This window comes from Martinezella lusitana (assembly GCF_014207095.1).
Classification (GTDB): domain Bacteria; phylum Pseudomonadota; class Alphaproteobacteria; order Rhizobiales; family Rhizobiaceae; genus Rhizobium; species Rhizobium lusitanum_B.
On record NZ_JACHBG010000007.1, the window covers coordinates 42274 to 62310 of the forward strand.

Genomic DNA, 20037 nt, shown 5'->3' on the forward strand with positions numbered 1-20037 from the left:
CCCTTCAGGTCGCCGTCAGAGACGGGTAAAGCCGATCTTTAAATCTCGATCTCCGTGCCAAATTCCACGGCCTGCTTTGGCGGAACTTTGAACCAGACGGCGCTACGTTCCGAATTATGCTGTACGAATGCGAACAGAATCTCGCGCCAATGCGACATTGCGCGTGAATGTTCGGACGGAATAATCGTCTCGCTCCCGATGATGTAAGAAAGCTTGCGAGGATCAAGTCCGTCCAGAATGCCGCTCTCCACCGCTTTTTGGATCGCATGCGGTACATCCGGTTGCTCGGTAAAGCCATAGCTGATGACAACACGGCTGACCCCAAACCCCAGTTCGGACACCTCCGTTCGTGCGGCATCGGCAATTCTCGGCTGCTCGCTCGATTGTACGGTGATGAGAAGAATGCGTTTGTGGAGTGCATGGTTATGCCGCAGGAAATTCGCCATTGCGAGCGGCATGCCGGTCTTTGCCGAGGTCAGGAAGACGGCGGCGCCGGGCAGCCTGATGAGGTTCGGATCTGCGATCTTTCTGCGCATCTCGTCTTCGGGATGCCGCAAGTCGACACGCATCCTTTCAACGATTTGCTCGCCCCTCCGCCACGTCAGCATGACGAAGGCGATGAGGGCAGCGAGCAGAAGCGGGAACCAGCCGCCTTCCAGTAGCTTCAGGCTGTTTGCCGAGAAGAAGATGGCATCGATTATGAAGAAGCTGCCGTTGACGGCAACGACCGCTACCAGGTTATAGCCCCATTGCCGTGCAATCAGGGCCGCCAGAACTGTCGTAATGATCATCAGCGCAGAAACGGCAATGCCATAGGCGCCGGCAAGTGCGTCGGATGACCGGAATACGAGTACGGCGGCGATTGTGCCGATCGCCAGGAGCACGTTGACGAACGGAATGTAGATCTGACCGATTTCATGCGCCGCCGTGTGCTTCACGTGCATACGAGGCAGGAAGCCGAGCTGTATGGACTGCTGTGTAAGCGAGAACGCGCCCGAGATGATGGCCTGGCTTGCGATCACGGTTGCAGCCGTTGCGAAGAACACCATCGGATAATGCGCCCAGTCAGGCGAAAGCTGGAAGAACGGATTGTCGCTCGCAGCGGGATAGGCGAGCAGATGGCCGCCCTGGCCAAGATAGTTCAAGGTCAGCGCGGGAAGGACGACGCCGAACCATGCGGCGCGGATGGGGCCGCGTCCAAAATGTCCCATATCCGCATACATGGCCTCGCCGCCGGTCACGGCCAGGAAGGCAGCGCCGAGCATGGCAAATCTCACTCCCCAGCTCACACCCAGCAGGAATTCCAGCGCGTTGAGCGGATTCAATGCCGCAAGGATTGCGGGGCCTTCCAGAAGGCCCTTAAGACCCAGAAGCCCGATGGCGATGAACCAGAGGAGCATGATTGGTCCAAAGACGCGGCCAATGGAAGAGGTTCCGTATCGCTGAACCGCGAACAGGCCGACCAGCACCGCAATCGTAATCGGAACGACGTAGGTGCTGAGCGACGGCGCGTCGACCTTTAGGCCTTCGACTGCCGAAAGCACGGATACGGCCGGCGTGATCGTCCCATCTCCGTAGAGCAGGGCGGCGCCGACGAGCCCGACGACAAGCAGGATCGCCCGTGGTGAGCGGGCAGGGGCCTCACGGGCATGCAGCAGCGCCAGCATCGCGACGATTCCGCCTTCGCCGCGATTATCGGCTCGGAGGATCAGAACGGCGTATTTCAGCGAGACAATGAAGATCAAGGCCCAAAAGATGACGGATACCGCACCTATGACCGCCTGAGCATCCGGCGGCGATCCGTTCGCCGCTGCCCTCACCGCTTCCTTGAGGGCGTAGAGTGGACTTGTGCCGATATCGCCATAAACGATACCAAGCGCAGCAAGTGGCATTGCAAAGGTTTTCTTTGGCGGGAGCGCCAGCGATTTGGTGTCGGTCGTCGCTGTCATCAGTCCTCCCATTTTTTGCTTCGAGATTATAGTCGTAAACGCAATTTGGGAAGAGTAGATGACGGATCGCCGGAAATCATTCTGTTCGTTGCGCCTCTGGCAGAGAGCTGGCTAAGTATTGCCTGTACTGCCGATATCCTGTCAGGATGTAGAGGGCCACGGATGCTTCATTGACGAGCAGGAGTGTTCTATTCTCGACTGCGGTGTCTCGATGACGTCAATTGCTGCAACTTGACGATTTGAGTATAGATCGACGCCGCCTGCTCCGATCCTCGCATCGGCGGCATCATGCAATCTTCAATGGTATCGGCTGTCGTCGCCATCCTCATGTGCTGCTCTGTGGGACTAGGATTGTTGCAGTTTATGCCGGTTCTCGTCGCATTCTGTTCCGAGCATCCAGCTTGATTGAGATTCGATCTGTCTCCAGATATCTTGAGTGATTGACGAAGCTTCAGGTCGTCGATGTGATGATTGCGTTGTCAGCCAGGTGACGACGTTCGCGCCATGCACTTCCCATGCACTTCATTGCGGTGAGCAAGTCCCGTGAAGGCGGGATCCCAGTGAGCAGGCAAGCTTGGCCTCTTGAAGTATTTGGGCCCGGTTTCGCCAAAACATCGGCCAACCGACCCTGGGGCGGGTGCTCTTGCATCAACGCGGCAGAGAATCCGGCCGTGACACTACAGATATCGTCCAGGCACCCGCACATTGGCCAAGGTCAAAGCGCAATCGGCAGCAGACAGGCTGACCGGCGGAAATAGCCTCCCTCAGCATGCGGCGCGTCTTGGATAACGATGGATACGCCACGCAGCCAATGATGCATCCTCCTCCTGACGTTTCAGGGTCAAGGATGCATCATCGCGCTCGGTGAGCAGGGCACTTAGTCGATCAACCCCTCGTTTGCGATCCCCCGCGTCAGCTCCAGGGCTTGGCGCTCGAACAGTCCGCGGTAAATCCCGCGATTGCGCCGAATGAGGCTGGCATGTGTGCCTTCCTCGGCAATGTGCCCATGTTCGAAGACCAGCAGTCGGTCAAGCGCGCGCACGGTCGACAGCCTGTGCGCGACCACGAGTGTGGTGCGCCCCTCCATCAGCCGTTCCATCGCCTGCTGGATGAGCATCTCCGATTCCGAATCGAGACTCGAAGTCGCCTCGTCGAGGATCAGGATCGGCGCATCGGCCAGGAAAGCGCGGGCGATGGCGATGCGTTGCCGTTCGCCGCCGGAAAGCTTGATGCCGCGTTCACCGACAAGCGTCCCGTAACCCTTCGGCAGGGCTTCGATAAAGTCGTGGGCGCTAGCAAGCTCTGCCGCCCGCCTGATTTCCGCATGTGTGGCCGTTGGCCGCGCATAGGCGATATTTTCCGCCAGCGAGCGGTGAAACAGGATGGGTTCCTGCTGCACGATCGCGATCTGACGGCGAAGGGACGTCTGCGCCACCTTCGAAATATCCTGTCCATCAATTAAGACCGTACCGTGGTTTACGTCATGCAAGCGCTGGATCAGCTTGATGAAGGTGGTCTTTCCCGAACCGGAATGGCCGACGAGGCCGACGCGCTCGCCAGGCTTGATGGTAACCGAGAAGTCTCTGTAGAGCGGGTCATGATGGTTGCCATAGTGAAAGGTGACGCGATCGAATTCGATCCGGCCAGCCTTCACGTGGAGCGCTGGGGCGCCCGGAAGGTCCTCCACGCCCAAAGGCTGGGCATGGATGGTGACAAGTTCCTCCATGTCGTTCACCGAGCGCTGCAGGTTGCGGATGTGCATGCCGATTTCACGCAAATATCCCTGAAGGATAAAAAACGCCGTTAGCACAAAGGTGATGTCGCCCGCATTGGCCTTGCCGTTGGCCCAGAGCCATAGAGCAAGGCCCAGCACGCAGCCGCGCAACAGGCTGAGAAGTGCGCTCTGCAGGGTGCCATTCACCGTGCCTCGCATCCATGTACGCGCGGTCCGGTCCCGCCACTTGCCCATGACCGTGGCGAGACGCCTATCTTCCCGGTCTTCGGCGCCAAAAGCCTTGACCACCGCATTACAGGTTACGGCATCGGCAAGGGCACCGCCAAGGCGCGTATCCCAGCTATTGGCCATGCTGGCCATCGGCGCGACATAGCGCAGCGCCATTGTGGCCGTGAACGCGATAAAGAGTACGGATCCGGCGCCGACGAGCAATCCCATCATCGGCCAGTACCACGTCATCAAAACTGTCGAGCCAATGAGCATAACCAGCGATGGGAACAGCGCGATGAAGACGGTGTCGTTGAGCAGGTCGAGCGCCCACATGCCGCGGGTCACCTTGCGAACAGTGGAACCGGCGAAGCTGTTGGCGTGCCAGTCACTCGAAAACCGCTGGATGTGGAAGAAGGAATTCGCCGCGATCTCCGACATGGACCTCAGCGTGAAGCCGATGATGGCGGTGAAGGTGGCATGCCGAAGAATGACAGCACCGATGGATAGTACCATCAGCCAAAAGAATGCGGTGATGGCATTGTTCCATGTTGCTATGTCGCTGGCCTTGCCGGACACGACCGCATCCACCAGACGACCAGAGAACAAGGGCGTGAGCACATCGGCAAGCGTCGACAGCATCACCGTGAACAGCATGAATGACATACGGCCCGGCTGATGCTTCCAATGAGCCCAGCAATATTTGAAAACGCTGCGAAAGGACCCGCTGCGGCGGGATTTGAAACCGAGAGCCATTGATGTATCCGGCTTTCGCCGGCTCCGTCATAGGGAAAGGAACGTCCGCGCAAAATCGCGCGAAATGGTTTGGTGAGAGGCGATCGATGAGAAGGTTAGAGCCAGTTCATCGGGTTCTTTGGCGTTGAAAGCGCCGGCGGCTTCAGGCGATAGTCGCGCAAGCCACTGGGGAGTTTGAAAAATTTGTCATTGAAACTCCCTGGAACCGTGTTGAAGATTATCAATCCTAGATTGGTTAAGCGCGCAGGCCAAGTCAAATTTCGCGATATTTACGGCTAAGTTGTGAGTTGCGGCAAAGTTGCAACATCGGCAAGTCCATCGATTTGCGTCAGGAAGTCTGTTCAGTAGCGACAGATGCGGGTCTCGTCGGCTTCGCCGCAATTTGGCGCCGGTTGGCCTGTCCGCTAACGAAAGGCTTGTTTGGAACCATGCTCTGGGTTTTGTCCTCAGCGCGCGATTGGCTCCTTATGCGACGGCGATGGATTTCTCAGATACCTGACCCGTCGAGCTGCTGAGTAGCATCGCCTTCCCAGGGTGAAGGCATGGAGGCGCGAGTAAGGCTGGCCAGCGGCATCGGCATCCAGCATTTCAGCTCCGGCTCGGCATATTCGATGATGCGGCCTGGCGCCGAATCGGAAGCCCGCCATCCCTCCGTCCCGAACTGATCCCCATTTGACCAATAGGCAAGATCAACCTCTGCAGGCCCCTGTTCCGATGGGCGTATCGTCACGAGGATCCGGCTGCCGTCTCTCGGCGCGCTGGCCATGTGGAGCCAGCGGTTCTGCTCGTCCATTTTTTCCTCCTGCCTTGTTGCAGTCCCGAGTGTCTCCTTGCCGTCGAACGTGGTCAACTCAAACTTTTATACAAACGACCGCGTGAATCCGCTGGGACCATCCTGCCCGCAGAATTCGCTGTGTCCGATCTTCAGAGAGGAGAAAGCCGCATTGAAGGGACAAGGAGACGGAGCCTTGTCGCGGCCCCAGATTTCCCGGCAGACCCGCACCCGCATCTGCCGGCAAGTTAGCGCGATCCCAGCAAAATGCCCGACGGTCTTGCGCCTGTAATCCTGTGAGAACGAGGAGGTTGGGGCGTGGCATACCCAGGAAAAGAGATGCCTCAGACGTAGGCTTCCCGCTGGCCGAAGTCAGTGGCGCTATCGAAATTCTTGCTGCCGATCCGGTCGCTTTCACCCGAGAGCGTCGCGGTCGATGCATGGTTCTGCTCGTCCACACCTGCCGTGGATTTCGCTTTGTCGGCATTTTGCAGCTTTTGAAGCTGAGCTTGCAGCTTGGTGATCTGCTTTTGCAGAGCGGCCCTTGTCTTCTCGTCCGTCGCCTTGTCGAGGTCTCTGTTCTTCTCTTTGATCGTGACCTTGAGCTGAGCCTCGGTGGCGATCGAAGACGAAGAGTTGGCAGTCGCTGCTGCCGTCGATGACGAGGAGACCGCAGAAACTATATCGGTTTTCCTTATTTGGAGCCCCATCAACCTTGCATGGTTTGGGTTGACGCTCTGCTAAATCAGGCGCGCCGGCAGTGTCGGAATGAGCCGCGCCGTAAAGATAAGGGGCGTGGCAAAAGTCGGCACGCAAGGGCGCGCAGAGCCAGGATGTCCGCTGCGGATTGAGATCCGGAAAGCCTCTTCGTGCGTGGAGACTGGAAGAGACTCTGTTTCGTATTTTGGTGTCAGCTCTCGTTGTAGAGCTGCGCATAGGCGTTGCGAAGGAGATTTTTCTGCACTTTGCCCATTGTGTTGCGCGGCAGTTCATCGACGAATATTACGCGCTTTGGCTGCTTGTAGCGAGCAAGACGGTCCACCAATCCGTCAAGAATAGTCTGCTCGTCGAGCCCGACATCCTTGTCAGCGACGACGATGGCGGTAACGCCCTCGCCAAAGTCGGGATGTGGAACTCCGATGACGGCACTTTCGACGACCCCCGGCAAGCTGTCGATCTCGGTCTCTATTTCCTTCGGATAGATGTTGTATCCACCCGAAATCACCAGATCCTTGCCACGGCCAACGATGTGGACATAGCCGCGCTCGTCGATCTTTCCGAGATCGCCGGTGATGAAGAAGCCGTCGGCGCGAAATTCGGCGGCGGTCTTTTCGGGCATCCGCCAGTAGCCCTTAAAGACATTGGGTCCCTTCACCTCAATCATCCCGGTCTCTTCTGATGCAAGCGTGCGACCGGAGTCGGGATCTGTAATGCGAACCTCGACGCCGTCCAAGGGGAAGCCGACTGTGCCTGCGATCCGATCCCCGACATAGGGATTAGAGGTGTTCATGTTGGTTTCGGTCATGCCGTATCGCTCGAGAATCGCATGACCCGTCTTCTCGTGAAAGCTGCGATGCGTTTCGGCAAGCAGCGGCGCCGAACCGGAGACGAACAGGCGCATGCCGGTTGTCGCCTTCCGCGTCAGCCCGGGATGCTGGAGCAAGCGAACATAAAACGTCGGAACGCCCATCATCACGCTTGCCGCCGGCATCAATTGCAGGGCTTCGTGCGGATCGAACTTGGGCAAGAGATACATCGATGCCCCGGCAAGCAAGGTTACGTTGGTAGCGACGAACAGGCCATGCGTATGGAAGATCGGCAAGGCGTGGATCAATCTATCGGCACTCGTAAAGCGCCAGGCACGGCGCAAGGTGACTGCGTTCGAGAGGAGATTGTCATGCGTCAACATGGCTCCTTTCGACCGACCGGTCGTTCCTGATGTGTAGAGGATCGCCGCAAGGTCGTCACCGTCGCGATTTACATCGGCAAAGTTGGCCTTCTTGGTTCGGGCAAGATCAAGTAGCGAGCCGCCGCCAGTCTCATCCAACGTCGCGACATGGGCGCCATAGGCACTTGCGATGGCGTGTGCGCCTTCAAGCGATCTGGATGACACGACGATAAGCTTGGGTTCGGCATCGCCAACGAAGTAATCAAGCTCCTTCAGGGTGTAGGCCGTGTTGAGAGGGAGATAGACCGCTCCGGCGCGAACGCAGGCGAGATAGAGCATGAGCGCATCCGGGCTCTTCTCCACCTGGACCGCCACTCGATCGCCCGGCAACACGCCCAGCTCGCAAATCGCCGCGGCGAGACGCCCGGAGCGATCGAACATATCGGCATAGGATAAGCGTCCACCGTCCGGCGTTTCGATAAAGGTTGCATCCTCTGTTGCGGCAGTGCGGATCGCATCGAAAAGGTAGTTGTTCATTGTAGCATTTCCCCTGAGACGCTTCTTTTGGCGCAGCTTCCATTCATATGGGAGATGAAACGCTCTCCCGTTGATCTACAATAAGTAGCTTACGAGTGGATGCTGTCGCAATGACTGCGCCACGCGAGCGAATGGTTCCCGGCCAATCTCGATTTGGCCGAGTTCGTGAAAATAGCCGACCATCGCACCACTAGCGCCTCGCACAGCGAGGGGACCCATCGCCATCCCCTCGGCATTGGAAGCCGCGTATGCTGTCAGCAGAAATCATCACACAGGATTGCGGCCAAAGGCTGCCGAGGAAGAAGACCGTCACTGGAGCCAATCCGATTGCTAGCAGCGATGTGTGACGATCGGGTCGATAGGCCCAAGAGGGCCGCCCAGATTGGCTTCGACGATACGAGCCGCGGCAAGCAAGGCTGCCTCTCCCCGAGGTTGGCCGATCAGCTGCAGTCCCACAGGAAGCCCATCCTCGTTCAGGCCGACAGGCACGGATATTGCCGGAAGACCTGTGACCGTCGCCAAATATGAAAACCGTAACCAGCTGATATAGTCGTCCAGTGGGACGTCATCGACATGGGTTGGATACTCCTCCTCTATCGGACCCGGCATGAGACCAACCACCGGGCATGCGAGGACATCGAAATTCTCAAGAAAGCCGACCATATTGTCGAAAATTCGCGTGCGGCCATATTGGGCGTCGTAAACATCTTCAATGGTGATGGCTTTTCCGAATTCGATGTTTTCGCGAAGTGTGTCCTTGAAATGGCGTTGCACCTCCGTCGGAGCCCTGCCAGGCAGCGCGGCCCATAGCATTGCACGAAGGACGCGATATGTTCGATCCAAATCCGGCAAAGGCGGGCAGGCCTCCTCGACAATTGAGCCGGCCCGTTCCAAACGAAGCAGCGCCGCGCGCAGATGCTCATCCATCGCTTTGGACGTGACAGCAAACCCATTCATATCGGGTGTATAGGCGATCCGAAGGCTACCTTCAGCCCGAGTGACGGCATCCTCATATGGATCCGAGGGAGCTGGGTAGGAAATGGGCGACCTCGGGTCGAAACCCGCCATGGCGTCAAGAAACAGCGCACAATCGCGCACGCTGCGCGCCATTGGCCCCTGTACGCCTTCCCTGTGAAACTTGATGGGGCCAGGTCCTCCGCCGGCAATCCCAGGACTGGGCCGGAGGCCAACGACGCCACAATATGCCGCGGGCGTTCGAAGCGATCCGGCAAGGTCGGATCCGTGCGCCAACCATACCTCGCCGGTGGCAAGCGATACCGCCGCACCTCCTGACGATCCGCCCGCGTTTTTCGACGTATCCCATGGATTCCTGGTCATGCCGAACACCGCATTGAACGTGTTCGCGCCTGCGCCAAATTCCGGGGTATTGGTCTTGCCCGTGACGATGCCGCCCCGCACCTCGAGGCGCAATACAAGCGGATCGCTCTCCTGTGGAATATGCTCGGCGAGCCCTTTTGAACCCATCGTCGTGCGCACGCCGGCAACGTTGGTCAGGTCCTTGATTGATATCGGCAATCCGCAAAGCATGGTGCTCGCGCTATCGGTGCTGTTTGCGATGTGACGGGCCTCAGCTTCCGCTCGCTGCCGGCAGAGGGCCGGCATCGCATTGACGACCGGTTCGACCGCTTCTATGCGATCATAGGCTGCGCTCAAAAGTTCGGATGGGCTGATTTCCCTCCGTCGCAACAATCCGACGACTTCATGGGCCTCCTTTGCTGAGAGTTCCGGGCCGGTGAACTTGGCATATGACGCCATCTGATAGCCTCTCCATACTTTCTGAGCGTGCCGCGAACCCTGATCTATGCTTCCTGCGCTCTCAGTCTTTGATCTTGTGCATGCCGCTGGCGCGACCCCAAGCGGGGCGCGCGCCGACCTGATCGCAGACTATTCGGCCTGGGGCAGCGAATACCAATCATCCGTCTTGACGATCCACTTTCCCTCGACAAGCTGCATGACCTTCGTGGCTTTCATTGGCGAATGGGCTTTTGCATCGCCAAAGACGTAGCTGCTGCCGGCCATCGGATAGTTGAGCTTTCCACCTTGCTTCAAGGCTGAAGTGACGGAATCGCGAGTGACCTCGCCGTCGATCCCGGATATCACGTCAATCATCACCTTTGCGGCAAGATAGCCACCCTGCGAGAAAGCCGTCTTTTTCAAGCCAGCCTTCTCCATGGTCTTGGCCCAATCGGCATTGGCCCCACCGTCCTCAGTATATGGTTCCCACTCGGTTCCGACATAGACAGGTTGCTTACTGTTGGCGAGCGATGTGGCTACGCCTTCGGTGTAGCTGGCCGCCAGAAACAGCCAATTGATACCGGAAATTTTCTGCGCATCAGCAGTCTTGACCCATTGGACTGCTCCCGGCTCCACATGGTTGGTCAGCACGGCATCGCAACCGGCATCGCGTGCCCGAATGAGATAAGGCGTCAAATCCCCCTGTGGTGGGAGCGTCATATCGACGAGGGCCATTTTCTTTCCTCTCGCCTTTTCCCATGCGGATACGGCATTTGCATATGCCTCCTTAGTACCTCCAATGATGATGAAGAAGGCACATAGGTTCTTGGCTTTAAGCGTACTGCTTGCATAATCCAGCATTACGGTACTGAGCGTATATGGACCGACATTGACGGGAGAAATGCTCGGAGCATTAAAGCAGACGGGATCTATACCGACGGCTGGAACTGATAGCACTCCATTTCGATTGTAGATCCCCGCATTGACGGAGCAATCCAGATGGCTTGCGCCGCCAGCAAGAGCGACAACATTCTTGTTGTCAATCAGATCCCGGGCTGCCTGAGATGCTACTTGTGGATCACCTTTGTCATCAGCGATAATATAGTCAACCTTGCATCCATTTGCGCCACCAGCTTCATTGAACGCATCAAATGTTGCCTTTGTTGCCTTGGGTGCATCGGAAAAATCGGAAAGGCCTGTAATTGTTGAGATAGCGCCGATATGAATAGGGTCACTTTTGCAGATGGGAGCCGCCTGCACCGACGATGCTACACCTGAGATTGCCATTGCCATGAAAAATGAGCCAGAAAAGATGCCGTAAGTTCTAATCATTTTGTTCCCTCTTATTATCCGGATGCTTCTTGCGGCATCGGATGCATTTTGGGGTTCTCTATCAATGAGTATGACTTATATCTGGCTCGGATATGAGTGCTGCGGTTCCACACATATGAACCAATAGCGCGCCCAGTAGAGAGGGCTGATACCAGTTGCGTGTGCTAAATTCATCCAAGCCAGGCTGGCTTTATGGTTTTCCTCCCCACTGGTGCGCCACCAAAAGTCAACGAGCCCATACTCGACAATGAGGCGAGTTGTTGGGTGTTCGATATTTGAACCCGTTGTTCAATATTAGAATTGATCGCGCAGCCGTGCCTGTCAAGATGATTTACATGTTAAATAAATAACAAAACGGGCGCATTTTCTCGCGCCTGTCACCATTCTCACCGAGGCGGAAACGCCGCCGCATTTGCGAAGTTTGCCTCCCGATCGTTCGAAATGCGGCATTTCGAAGGAGCTCAAAACGGGGTCGGCGAACGCGCAAAAGTGCCCCGCACTTTTCAGGAATGTTCCTCCGTGCGGGCAGAAGGGGTGATTTGCGCACTTCGGATGTCAGTCTGTCGCCATCGATGCCCGAAGGTCTTCCATATCGGCAGGAGTAGGTTCAACGCCGGTGAATGTAACCAGGTAGGAACGCAGGTGAGAGTATCGCTCGGCAAGCGTCTCCCGTACCTGCAAGGTGAAATGGCCGATTTGGGTATAATAGAGAACCCTGGCTCTGGTATTGGCCTCTTCCTGAGGAAAACCATACCGCTCGAACATGCGGGTGACCGCTTCGACGCGCTGCCGGTCCGCTTCATCGACGACCGATCGAATTCTCGGTTCGTGGCGGCCCCAAAAGCGAATTGCGAGATCGAGATCGGGTTCGAAAAGTCTGTTGTCGATCCAGCACTCGAATATATTGCAAACCGCCTTGTTGACCGTTGTGGCCGGTCGCATTGCCCGCTCGATGATCGGACCGGTATTCTTGCGCAGCCAATACGCCAGTATCTGGTCCTGGAGATCCTGAATACTGTCAAAGAACCAATAGAAACTAGACCTTGATACGCCGAGTTTTTTTGCCATGACCTGGATTTTGACCTGGTCCATGCCACCCGCGATCAGGGTTTCCATGGCAAGATCAAGCCAATTCTCCTTCGTCAGCTTCCCACTGCCATCATTCGTTGCTCCAACGGTTGCTTGTGATCGGATAGCCATAGTCGAACCTTCGGACGGTGACGGATGCACGGTGATGCCGGCAAGTTTCATTGTCGGCATCTTCGTACAGCTTTCGCCATCGCCTTACAAATCGAATAAAGGGCATCCGACCTCGTTCGTACTCATTACGCGAGAAACCTGAAAGGTCCCGAACCAGGGCAGAAGAATTATGGTGACGTGCTGGCCTTGACCGCGTTCGGTTCGAGCGTGAGCGTTCGATCGAAGAATGCCGGGATTTCTTCGCCGAGCTGCTTCAGGAACTCCGTACGGTCAAAGCCGGGCGGGTTGGCGCTGATGTCGCCGTCCAATGTCTGGATCGGGGCACTGGCGGTGTTCATGAAGGCGAAGTGCCCGGCATTGGCGACAACGCGATAGGTGGCTCCGGGAATGTTCTGCCCGATCCATGCGGCGTGAAAGCTTGGCGGTAGCCAGCGGTCCTTTTCTGCCGCATAGATCAGGGCAGGCACGGTGATGGCTTTCAAGGATTGCTCCGTGAACATGACGCCGACCGGCGCCATGGCGACGATCGCGCGAATTCGCGGATCGGCGGTCGATTCAAGCGCAAGTGGCGCCTGCATCTGCTGAATGTTGCGGACCATGCCGCAAGTGATCGGGTCCTGCGGGGCCTCGTTTACGCAATGCGTGCCAATTCGGGATAGATCGACCCGCCCTCCCGCCAAGGCAACCACCGTGTAGCCGCCGGCCGAGTGCCCGGCAGCGCCGATCCGCGGACCTTGGGCATCCGTAGCGATGCGGTCCTTCCATTCGGGATCCGCAAGCAGCGCGTCGATCAGCCGCGAGACCTGGCGGGGTCGCTCGGTGAAGTAGGTGCCGAGCGGCTTTTGCCACAGCGAACTGTCCTGGTAACTGTCGCCGGGGTGACGCAGAGCCGCCACCAGATAGCCGTCCCGCGCGAGAGCCTCGGCCAAGCTGCTTTGGCCGAATTCCGAACCGCCGGTCCCGTGGCTGAGCACGATGAGACCTTTGGTCTTTGCCTCCGGAGCGGCCATAGGGGTCGCGTGGACCGTGAACGATCCCACCATGATCGAGCGGGTAGGCGCCTGCGTTGGGTAGTACAGTGCGGCCGGGATCTTCTCAGGATTGGTGACGGAGGGCGGTACCTCGTAGGGTCGCCAGCCTGCTTCGGCCGCTCTCGCGGCGGAGAAGAGCAGGCTTGTTACGACTGGTATGCTGCAGAGCAGCAAGGTGGCGGAACGAAGCCGTTTGTAAATCGCAAATGTCATTGATGCACCTCTTGTGAGCCGCTATCCTGTTAGGTGCGGGCAGGCGAGCAGGTCGAGCCCGATTTCGCGAACGGTAGGGTTTATTCGCCAGTGACCATTCCCGGCATCCTCTCGGCGGCTGCGCCGCTTCGATGGCACCGTCCCGCTGTCATCTTGCTGCCGCTCATCGCCGCGGCGGCGCTCGCCGTAACCGGGGCATTCGGCACCTATGTCAGCATGACGCTTCCGCTCCGTCTGCTGCATTTCGTCGGTGTCGCCATTGCCATCTGCGCGATCGTCTTTGCGCTCTGCGAAGTCGTCCAGCGATTTTGGTTCGGTGGCGCATTGCCATTTTGGGCGATGCTCGCGATTGGCGCCATAACGGCTCCAGTCGGCGGCTGGATCGTTCTCGGGGCCTTAGGCTTGTCGGCGCCTCGGGCGCTTGCCCATGTCACCTATTCCGAGCTGACGACACAGGTACTGCTGTCCAATCTTGCGATCGCAAGTCTCGGCTGGATCTTGCTCCGGCAATCCCGCCCACAAAGCACCGCGTGTGATGCGCAGCAGCTTGATCCGACGGCCGACCAGGCACTGCGCGCGAAGCTTCCGGTCGGGATCCGTAGCGCCGTCATCCTCGCCCTGAGCGCCGAGGACCATTATGTACGAGTACGGACCGACCGTGGCGAAGCCCTGATCCTGATGAATCTCGCAGCCGCGATTGGGGCGATGGGCGAGGACGCCGGCGTGCGCGTCCATCGCTCGCACTGGGTGTCGCGCGAGCTTGCCGAAGAGACGGCGGCGCGTGGCGGCAGGCATGGCGTCCGCCTCAATGACGATACGGTGCTACCGGTCAGCCGTTCGGGCCGAAAACTGTTGAGCGAGGCCTTGGCGGGTTAGTCGAGACTGGCCGCAGTGACCGCAATGGTGCATTCAATCCAGATCAGATGCGCCGCGTTTTTATTAGCCGAATGCGTGCTCATCTACGCCTGCGGTAGCCATGACAAATCGCGCATGACGGCTCGCTGTCGCGGCCACGGAAATCATCTCACACCCATCATGTAGGAAAGCCCTGAGCGCAGGCGTGCACTAGGCTGAAAAGGCTAGAATGTGGACATAAATGTCCATTGCGTATCTGTGTGAATGCTGGAATTTCTCTCGAGATATTGGGATAATTCAGACTCAATAGCCGAAATTGCAGGTCGCCGGTTGCGTGTAGCTCACTATCGCCTGCGTCCGCGAAATATTTATGGACATAAGTGTACATAATGATTATCGTCTCGTCACTGCAACCTTGACCAGGAGTCCTGCACCTTGCCCCGTTCGATCGGTCGTACGCTGTGCGTCTAGGGATCTTACGCGCCAATGTCACAATGATCGCTGCGCGCCCGATGCAGATCGGCAGGCAATGGCGGCGCGAGGATCCTCCTGGCTTGAGGCGGGTAGCTTCTTGGAAGGCTGGGCGGCTTTTCCGGTCAAGTTTCCTGCAAACCTGGGGCGGGGAGCCGTCATGACAAAGAAATATTCGGCATTTGCCCTCCTGAAAGAGGGGCTGAACAATCAAAGGGGTTGGCAAAAGGCTTGGCGGTCGCCGGAGCCGAAGACGCGCTACGACGTCATCATCATCGGCGGTGGCGGACATGGGCTTGCCACTGCATATTATCTCGCCAAGAACCATGGCATCACCAATGTCGCGATTATCGAGCGCGGTTGGCTTGGCGGTGGCAATACGGGCCGAAACACGACAGCCATTCGTTCCAACTATTTCTTTCCGGAAAGCGCCGCGCTCTATGAACTGGCGCTTAAGCTCTACGAAAACCTGTCTCGTGAGCTGAACTACAACATCATGTTCTCACAGCGCGGCATGGTCAGCCTGGCTCATAGCCCTGCGGATCTCGAAATGGCAGCGAGAACCGTCAACGCCATGCAGATCAACGGCATTGATGCGGAACTGCTGTCCGTTGCGCAGACACGGGCGCTGGTGCCGCTCTACAACGACGCGCCGGACGCGCGCTACCCGATCTTCGGCGGCGTGATCCAGAGACGAGCGGGGACAGCGCGGCATGATGCCGTTGCCTGGGGATATGCCCGCGCGGCCGATACGCTCGGCGTCGATATTATTCAAAACTGCGAGGTCAGCGAATTCATCATCGAAGGCGGACGCTGCCGTGGCGTGCGAACCTCGAAGGGCGACATTCGCGCTGAAAGAACGGGCATGGCCGTTGCCGGGCATTCGAGCGTCCTTGCCGAAAAAGCCGGCTTCCGCCTGCCGATCACCTCCTATGCGCTTCAGGCCTGTGTTTCCGAGCCGGTAAAGCCGGCGCTCGATTGCGTCGTTCTCTCGCCGGCGACCGGCGTCTATGTCAGCCAGTCCGACAAGGGCGAGATGGTCATCGGTGGTGGATTGGACCGAGTTCCCTCCTATGGCCAGCGCGGCAATCTGCCAACGCTTGAGACCGTCATTTCCGGTCTGCTCGAGATGTTTCCGAGCTTCCGCCAACTCAAGCTGATGCGCCAATGGGCGGGGATCGTCGACGTGGTTCCCGACAGTTCACCGATCTTTGGTGAGAGCCCGCTTCTCGGCCTTTTCCTGAATTGCGGCTGGGGAACCGGCGGGTTCAAGGCAATTCCGGCGGGAGGGACGCTGCTTGCCCACTTGCTCGCAACCGGCAGGCATCACGACATCAGTCGACCATTTGATCTCGACCGCTTTGCAAAGGGCCGGTTGATCGACGAGGCCGCCGGTTCCGGCATCGCGCATTGAGGGGGAATGATGCAGCTTTTTCCTTGTCCATTCTGCGGTCCGCGCAGCGAGAGCGAGTTTCACTTCGGAGGCGATTCCGGCAATATACGGCCGGAAGGCTCTGACGTCAGCGACGAGACTTGGTCCTCCTATCTGTACTTGCGCAACAATCAGAAAGGGCCGGCCTCGGAGGTGTGGATGCACATGACCTGCGGCGAGATGTTCCGAATGGATCGCGATACCGTGACCCATGCCGTGGTCTCGTCTGCTGCTTTTCTAGGAGATGCGCAGTCATGACCTCGCATCGCATCGACAGTCTTGGCCGTATTGACCGGTCGAAGCCGATCCGCTTCACCTTCGACGGCGAGGATGTTCATGGCTTTGCCGGCGACACGATCGCCTCCGCGCTTCTTGCAAACGGGATCGGTATCGTCGGACGCAGCTTTAAATATCATCGCCCGCGGGGGATCTGGGGTGCGGGTGTCGAAGAGCCGAACGCGATCGTCGATGTGATTGCGCCTTCTACCATCCGAAACTGCCGCGCAACGACCGAACTTGCCGTCGATGGCATGATCGTGCGCAGCGTCAATGCCAGTCCGACTGCGGCGAGGGACCGGAATGCGTTCCTCGATCGTTTCGCACGCTTCATCCCCTCGGCATTCTACTACAAGACCTTCATGTGGCCGGACTGGCATCTCTTCGAGCCGCGTATTCGCAATATGGCCGGCCTTAGCGTGCTTGATCCGAACCTTGATCTGCCGCGCTATGCAGAACAGGTGAATGAGAGCTACGATGTGCTTGTCATCGGCGGTGGTGCTGCCGGCCTCTATACGGCGCTCAAGGTGGTAGAGGCGGGTCAGTCAGTCATTCTATGCGACGACGGTCATGAGTTTGGTGGTGCCCTGCTTCACCGGTCCGCCATCATCGACGGCATCGCAGGCGTGGAATGGATTACCAAAGTCGTCGCAAGGCTCGCTGAACTCGGCACGCGCCTGCTGCCGCGCACGACGGCGTTCGGTGTTTACGATCATATGTTGATCGGACTGAATGAACGCCGGAAAGACGGCACGGATCGGCTGTGGCGGATCCGGCCGAAGACGGTAGTGTTGGCGACAGGAGCCATCGAGCGGCCTCTGTCATTTGCCAATAATGACCTTCCGGGGATCCTGTCGGCAGAGGCCGGACTTTCTTATCTGCGTCGCCATGGAGTGGCGGTCGGAAGACATGTTGTGATCGCCGGCAACAATGGCCACACCCAGGAGGTCGCCTCGGCATTGGCGGCGGCCGGGTCGAAGGTTACGGTCGTCGACTATCGAAAAGGACAGCGGCTTGCCTCGGCCCACGGCAGGGGCCGGGTCAGCGCCGTGACACTTGAGGACGGCACGAGGATCGTGGCGGATGCAGTTCTTACATCCGGCGGGTTCACGCCGACATTGCATCTCTATTGTCAGGCGCGTGGGAAGCTTCGGTTTGACGACACCCTGCTTTCCTTCATCGCCGGCGATGAGGTTGATCGGGTGTTGATTGCAGGTGCTGCAGACGGTCGATTTGGCTTGCAAGACGTGCTGCAGAGCGCCGCGGCCGTCTTGAGCAAGATCGGTGTCGCGATCGAAGCCATTCCCGAGGTCGGATGCGAGGCTCCTGATTCTGCAATCGCCCCGGCATGGCCGCAGCCGGGGATGGCGGGTCGTGTCTGGCTCGACCTGCAGCACGACGTCACCGTCAAGGACATCGAGCTTGCGGCACGCGAGAACTTCGTGTCGGTCGAACACCTCAAACGCTATACGACGCTCGGCATGGCGACTGATCAGGGCAAGACATCAAACCTGAATGGTCTTGCCTTGATGGCGCAGCTTACCGATCGCGCCATCCCAGCAGTCGGCACGACAACCTACCGTCCGCCATTTACGCCCGTGCCGCTTGCTTCATTGGCGGGAATGCGTGGCGGGCCGCTCATGAACCCACCGCGACGGCTGGCGCTCGAAAATGAGCATCGGGCAGCAGGCGCAAATCTTCGCGAATATGGCGGCTGGCTCAGACCTGCCTGGTACGGCGACATGACCGAAGACGCCGCCATTCAACTCGAGGCGACCAAGGCTCGAAAGACCGTGGCGCTTTTCGACGGATCGCCCCTCGGCAAGATCGAGGTTCAAGGCCCTCAGGCAGCGGAGTTTGTCGACTTCGTGTACTATAACACCATGTCGACGTTGAAGCCGGGGCGCTGCCGCTATGGCTTGATCCTGAACGAGGCGGGGGTCGTCTATGATGATGGTGTGCTTGTCCGGCTCGAGGAGAACCGGTTCCTGGTGTCGTGTTCATCGTCGCATGTAACAGGCGTTCATGCACTCCTTGAGGAGTGGCGCCAGGATCGGTTCGATCGCAACCAGCTTTTCATTCACAACGCCACGGCCGACACCGCGACACTGACGGTATCGGGCCCAAGGTCGCGCGCGCTGCTGGAAGCGGTCGATCTTGGACTATCTCTCGATGACGAGGCTCTGCCGCATATGGCAACCAGCTGGGGCCGTTTCGGTCCGGAGAATGTCCGCGTCACCCGGGTGAGCTTCACCGGCGACCGCTGCTACGAGCTGTCGATCCGCGCCGATCGCGCGGCGCCGCTATGGTCTCGACTGCAGGAGGCAGGCCGCGCTTTCGATGCGGTTGTGCTTGGGCTCGAAGCTCTGATGCTGCTGCGCGCCGAAAAGGGTTTCATCGTGATCGGCAAGGATACGGATGGCCTGACCTTGCCGATGGATTTGGGAGTATCCACGCCCCTTGCGAAGAAGCCCGTCGATTTCATCGGCCGCCGATCGCTTTTTTCCGAAGAGGCGCGGCGGCAGGATCGCAAGCAGCTCGTCGGCCTGGACGTCCTGGAAGGCAATACGCCCTTGGCGACGGGAGCGCACGGGATTGAGGCGACCGTGTCCGGCAAGCGCAGCATCGGCTACGTCACCTCCAGCTATTCCAGCCCGGTATTGAACCGGCCGATTGCGCTTGCCCTGATCGAGCGCGGAGCATCGCGTCATGGCGAAATCATTCAGATTCAACATCTGGGAAAGACACGCAATGCACGCGTCGCGCCACCATGCGCCTTTGATGTAAAGGGAGAACGGCTCAATGCTTAAGCCCGGTGTGATGCAGCTCTGGAGACCACTTCCAGCGGAGGATTACCGGGCCGAGGTTGCCGGTGCTCTTGTTCGCACCGTCGATGTCGGCGCCCAGTTCATGGTGAGTGGCGCCCTCGACAGGGCAGCAGGCATTGCGGGGGTGTGCTCCGAGGGGGCCGGAGCATTGGGCCTTGTGACCGGCACGCGCTTTTCGCTTCGCCTGGCGCGCGAACGCCTTCTGATCGTCTCGGACAATGCGGAGGCCTTCGTGCCCGGCTGGCATGACGACGGCTATGCCGTTACGTCAATGAGCGGCGCATTCGTCGCCTTCGAAATCGCCGGGCAGGGCGCGATCGAAATCGTCAAGCGAGCGACTGCGCTGCCGCTCACTGAGCCTGGGCGCAGCGCCGCGGTCAGTTTTGCCGGCGCAAATGTTTACCTTTATCGCTTCGGCGACGAGAGCACGATACGCCTCCACATAGATCGGGGTTTGGCCGGCTATCTCTGGCAGTGGTTCGAGGAACTCGGCCGCCTGACACCGATAGAGGCGGGCAGGGCTTAGGAAACCCTGCGACGCGGATGGAGGCTGACAGGTTGTATCCCGGTCGCTGCATTAAAGCCGGTGCCAGCGGTTACAGGCCACCGTTCCGGGCCAATTTATAGCGCGACAACGGGGAGCGGAAGCATTTGACGGCGAATATGATCCGGGGAGTTTCGAATGGAGGGTTATAGAGGAAATCCACTTAAAATGGATATTGGACATCACTGTTTACACGTCATATGAAGATGTTGTCACTTTCAGAGCGCAACGCAGAACAAGCAGCTCGAAAAACGGA

Annotated in this window: 14 protein-coding genes; 5 read left to right on the forward strand and 9 right to left on the reverse strand. The window is 58.4% G+C overall.

All coding sequences use genetic code 11. From position 1 onward, the window contains the following. Positions 1-38 precede the first annotated feature (38 nt). From GGD46_RS16415 to GGD46_RS16455, 9 genes are all read right to left on the reverse strand, one after another. Positions 39-1949 (reverse strand): potassium transporter Kup, encoded by a 1911-nt coding sequence (locus tag GGD46_RS16415; protein ID WP_409527689.1) that lies wholly within the window; start codon positions 1947-1949, stop codon positions 39-41. Between the two features lie 877 nt (positions 1950-2826). Then, positions 2827-4647, reverse strand: a complete 1821-nt coding sequence (locus GGD46_RS16420; protein ID WP_184705718.1) for an ABC transporter ATP-binding protein — start codon at positions 4645-4647, stop codon at positions 2827-2829. Between the two features lie 487 nt (positions 4648-5134). Beyond that, positions 5135-5440: a hypothetical protein gene (locus GGD46_RS16425; RefSeq protein WP_184705721.1), complete on the reverse strand. Its 306-nt coding sequence runs from the start codon at positions 5438-5440 to the stop codon at positions 5135-5137. Between the two features lie 323 nt (positions 5441-5763). Continuing rightward, on the reverse strand, positions 5764-6129 hold the full coding sequence (locus GGD46_RS16430) for a hypothetical protein (protein ID WP_184705722.1): 366 nt from the start codon (positions 6127-6129) through the stop codon (positions 5764-5766). Between the two features lie 200 nt (positions 6130-6329). After that, positions 6330-7844, reverse strand: a complete 1515-nt coding sequence (locus GGD46_RS16435) for a malonyl-CoA synthase (RefSeq protein WP_184705725.1) — start codon at positions 7842-7844, stop codon at positions 6330-6332. A gap of 330 nt (positions 7845-8174) precedes the next feature. Beyond that, positions 8175-9620 carry an amidase gene (locus GGD46_RS16440; RefSeq protein ID WP_184705727.1) on the reverse strand — a complete coding sequence of 482 codons (1446 nt, stop codon included), beginning with the start codon at positions 9618-9620 and terminating at the stop codon, positions 8175-8177. Positions 9621-9749: 129 nt separating this feature from the next. Then, a complete protein-coding gene (locus tag GGD46_RS16445) occupies positions 9750-10892 on the reverse strand; it encodes an ABC transporter substrate-binding protein (RefSeq protein WP_184706220.1) in 1143 nt (380 codons plus the stop codon). Positions 10893-11486: 594 nt separating this feature from the next. Next, positions 11487-12182 carry a TetR/AcrR family transcriptional regulator gene (locus tag GGD46_RS16450; RefSeq protein ID WP_246806343.1) on the reverse strand — a complete coding sequence of 232 codons (696 nt, stop codon included), beginning with the start codon at positions 12180-12182 and terminating at the stop codon, positions 11487-11489. A gap of 116 nt (positions 12183-12298) precedes the next feature. Then, a complete protein-coding gene (locus tag GGD46_RS16455; protein WP_184705729.1) occupies positions 12299-13375 on the reverse strand; it encodes an alpha/beta hydrolase family protein in 1077 nt (358 codons plus the stop codon). Positions 13376-13465: 90 nt separating this feature from the next. On the opposite strand from GGD46_RS16455, the gene GGD46_RS16460 reads away from it, so the two are divergent. The 5 genes from GGD46_RS16460 to GGD46_RS16480 all read left to right on the forward strand — a co-directional run bounded on the left by GGD46_RS16460 (position 13466) and on the right by GGD46_RS16480 (position 19763). Further along, the gene (locus GGD46_RS16460; RefSeq protein WP_184705731.1) at positions 13466-14251 is read left to right on the forward strand and encodes a LytTR family DNA-binding domain-containing protein; all 786 of its coding nucleotides are present in this window, start codon (positions 13466-13468) and stop codon (positions 14249-14251) included. A gap of 610 nt (positions 14252-14861) precedes the next feature. Then, a complete protein-coding gene (locus GGD46_RS16465) occupies positions 14862-16115 on the forward strand; it encodes a sarcosine oxidase subunit beta family protein (RefSeq protein ID WP_184705733.1) in 1254 nt (417 codons plus the stop codon). Positions 16116-16124: 9 nt separating this feature from the next. Next, a complete protein-coding gene (locus GGD46_RS16470) occupies positions 16125-16391 on the forward strand; it encodes a sarcosine oxidase subunit delta (protein ID WP_184706224.1) in 267 nt (88 codons plus the stop codon). Continuing rightward, a complete protein-coding gene (locus GGD46_RS16475) occupies positions 16388-19219 on the forward strand; it encodes a 2Fe-2S iron-sulfur cluster-binding protein (RefSeq protein ID WP_184705735.1) in 2832 nt (943 codons plus the stop codon). The genes GGD46_RS16470 and GGD46_RS16475 overlap by 4 nt, the downstream gene beginning before the upstream one ends. Then, positions 19212-19763 carry a hypothetical protein gene (locus GGD46_RS16480; RefSeq protein WP_184705737.1) on the forward strand — a complete coding sequence of 184 codons (552 nt, stop codon included), beginning with the start codon at positions 19212-19214 and terminating at the stop codon, positions 19761-19763. Before GGD46_RS16475 ends, GGD46_RS16480 begins: the two co-directional genes overlap by 8 nt. The last annotated feature ends 274 nt before the right edge of the window (positions 19764-20037 follow it).

What these genes read in the sequence shown, in the direction of transcription:
- GGD46_RS16455 (WP_184705729.1), bottom strand. Translation starts at nt 13,375, where the DNA reads ATGACATTTGCGATTTACAAACGGCTTCGTTCCGCCACCTTGCTGCTC.
- GGD46_RS16440 (WP_184705727.1), bottom strand. Translation starts at nt 9,620, where the DNA reads ATGGCGTCATATGCCAAGTTCACCGGCCCGGAACTCTCAGCAAAGGAG.
- GGD46_RS16430 (WP_184705722.1), bottom strand. Translation starts at nt 6,129, where the DNA reads ATGGGGCTCCAAATAAGGAAAACCGATATAGTTTCTGCGGTCTCCTCG.
- GGD46_RS16445 (WP_184706220.1), bottom strand. Translation starts at nt 10,892, where the DNA reads ATGGCAATGGCAATCTCAGGTGTAGCATCGTCGGTGCAGGCGGCTCCC.
- GGD46_RS16420 (WP_184705718.1), bottom strand. Translation starts at nt 4,647, where the DNA reads ATGGCTCTCGGTTTCAAATCCCGCCGCAGCGGGTCCTTTCGCAGCGTT.
- GGD46_RS16470 (WP_184706224.1), top strand. Translation starts at nt 16,125, where the DNA reads ATGCAGCTTTTTCCTTGTCCATTCTGCGGTCCGCGCAGCGAGAGCGAG.
- GGD46_RS16425 (WP_184705721.1), bottom strand. Translation starts at nt 5,440, where the DNA reads ATGGACGAGCAGAACCGCTGGCTCCACATGGCCAGCGCGCCGAGAGAC.
- GGD46_RS16415 (WP_409527689.1), bottom strand. Translation starts at nt 1,949, where the DNA reads ATGACAGCGACGACCGACACCAAATCGCTGGCGCTCCCGCCAAAGAAA.
- GGD46_RS16475 (WP_184705735.1), top strand. Translation starts at nt 16,388, where the DNA reads ATGACCTCGCATCGCATCGACAGTCTTGGCCGTATTGACCGGTCGAAG.
- GGD46_RS16435 (WP_184705725.1), bottom strand. Translation starts at nt 7,844, where the DNA reads ATGAACAACTACCTTTTCGATGCGATCCGCACTGCCGCAACAGAGGAT.
- GGD46_RS16450 (WP_246806343.1), bottom strand. Translation starts at nt 12,182, where the DNA reads ATGAAACTTGCCGGCATCACCGTGCATCCGTCACCGTCCGAAGGTTCG.
- GGD46_RS16480 (WP_184705737.1), top strand. Translation starts at nt 19,212, where the DNA reads ATGCTTAAGCCCGGTGTGATGCAGCTCTGGAGACCACTTCCAGCGGAG.
- GGD46_RS16465 (WP_184705733.1), top strand. Translation starts at nt 14,862, where the DNA reads ATGACAAAGAAATATTCGGCATTTGCCCTCCTGAAAGAGGGGCTGAAC.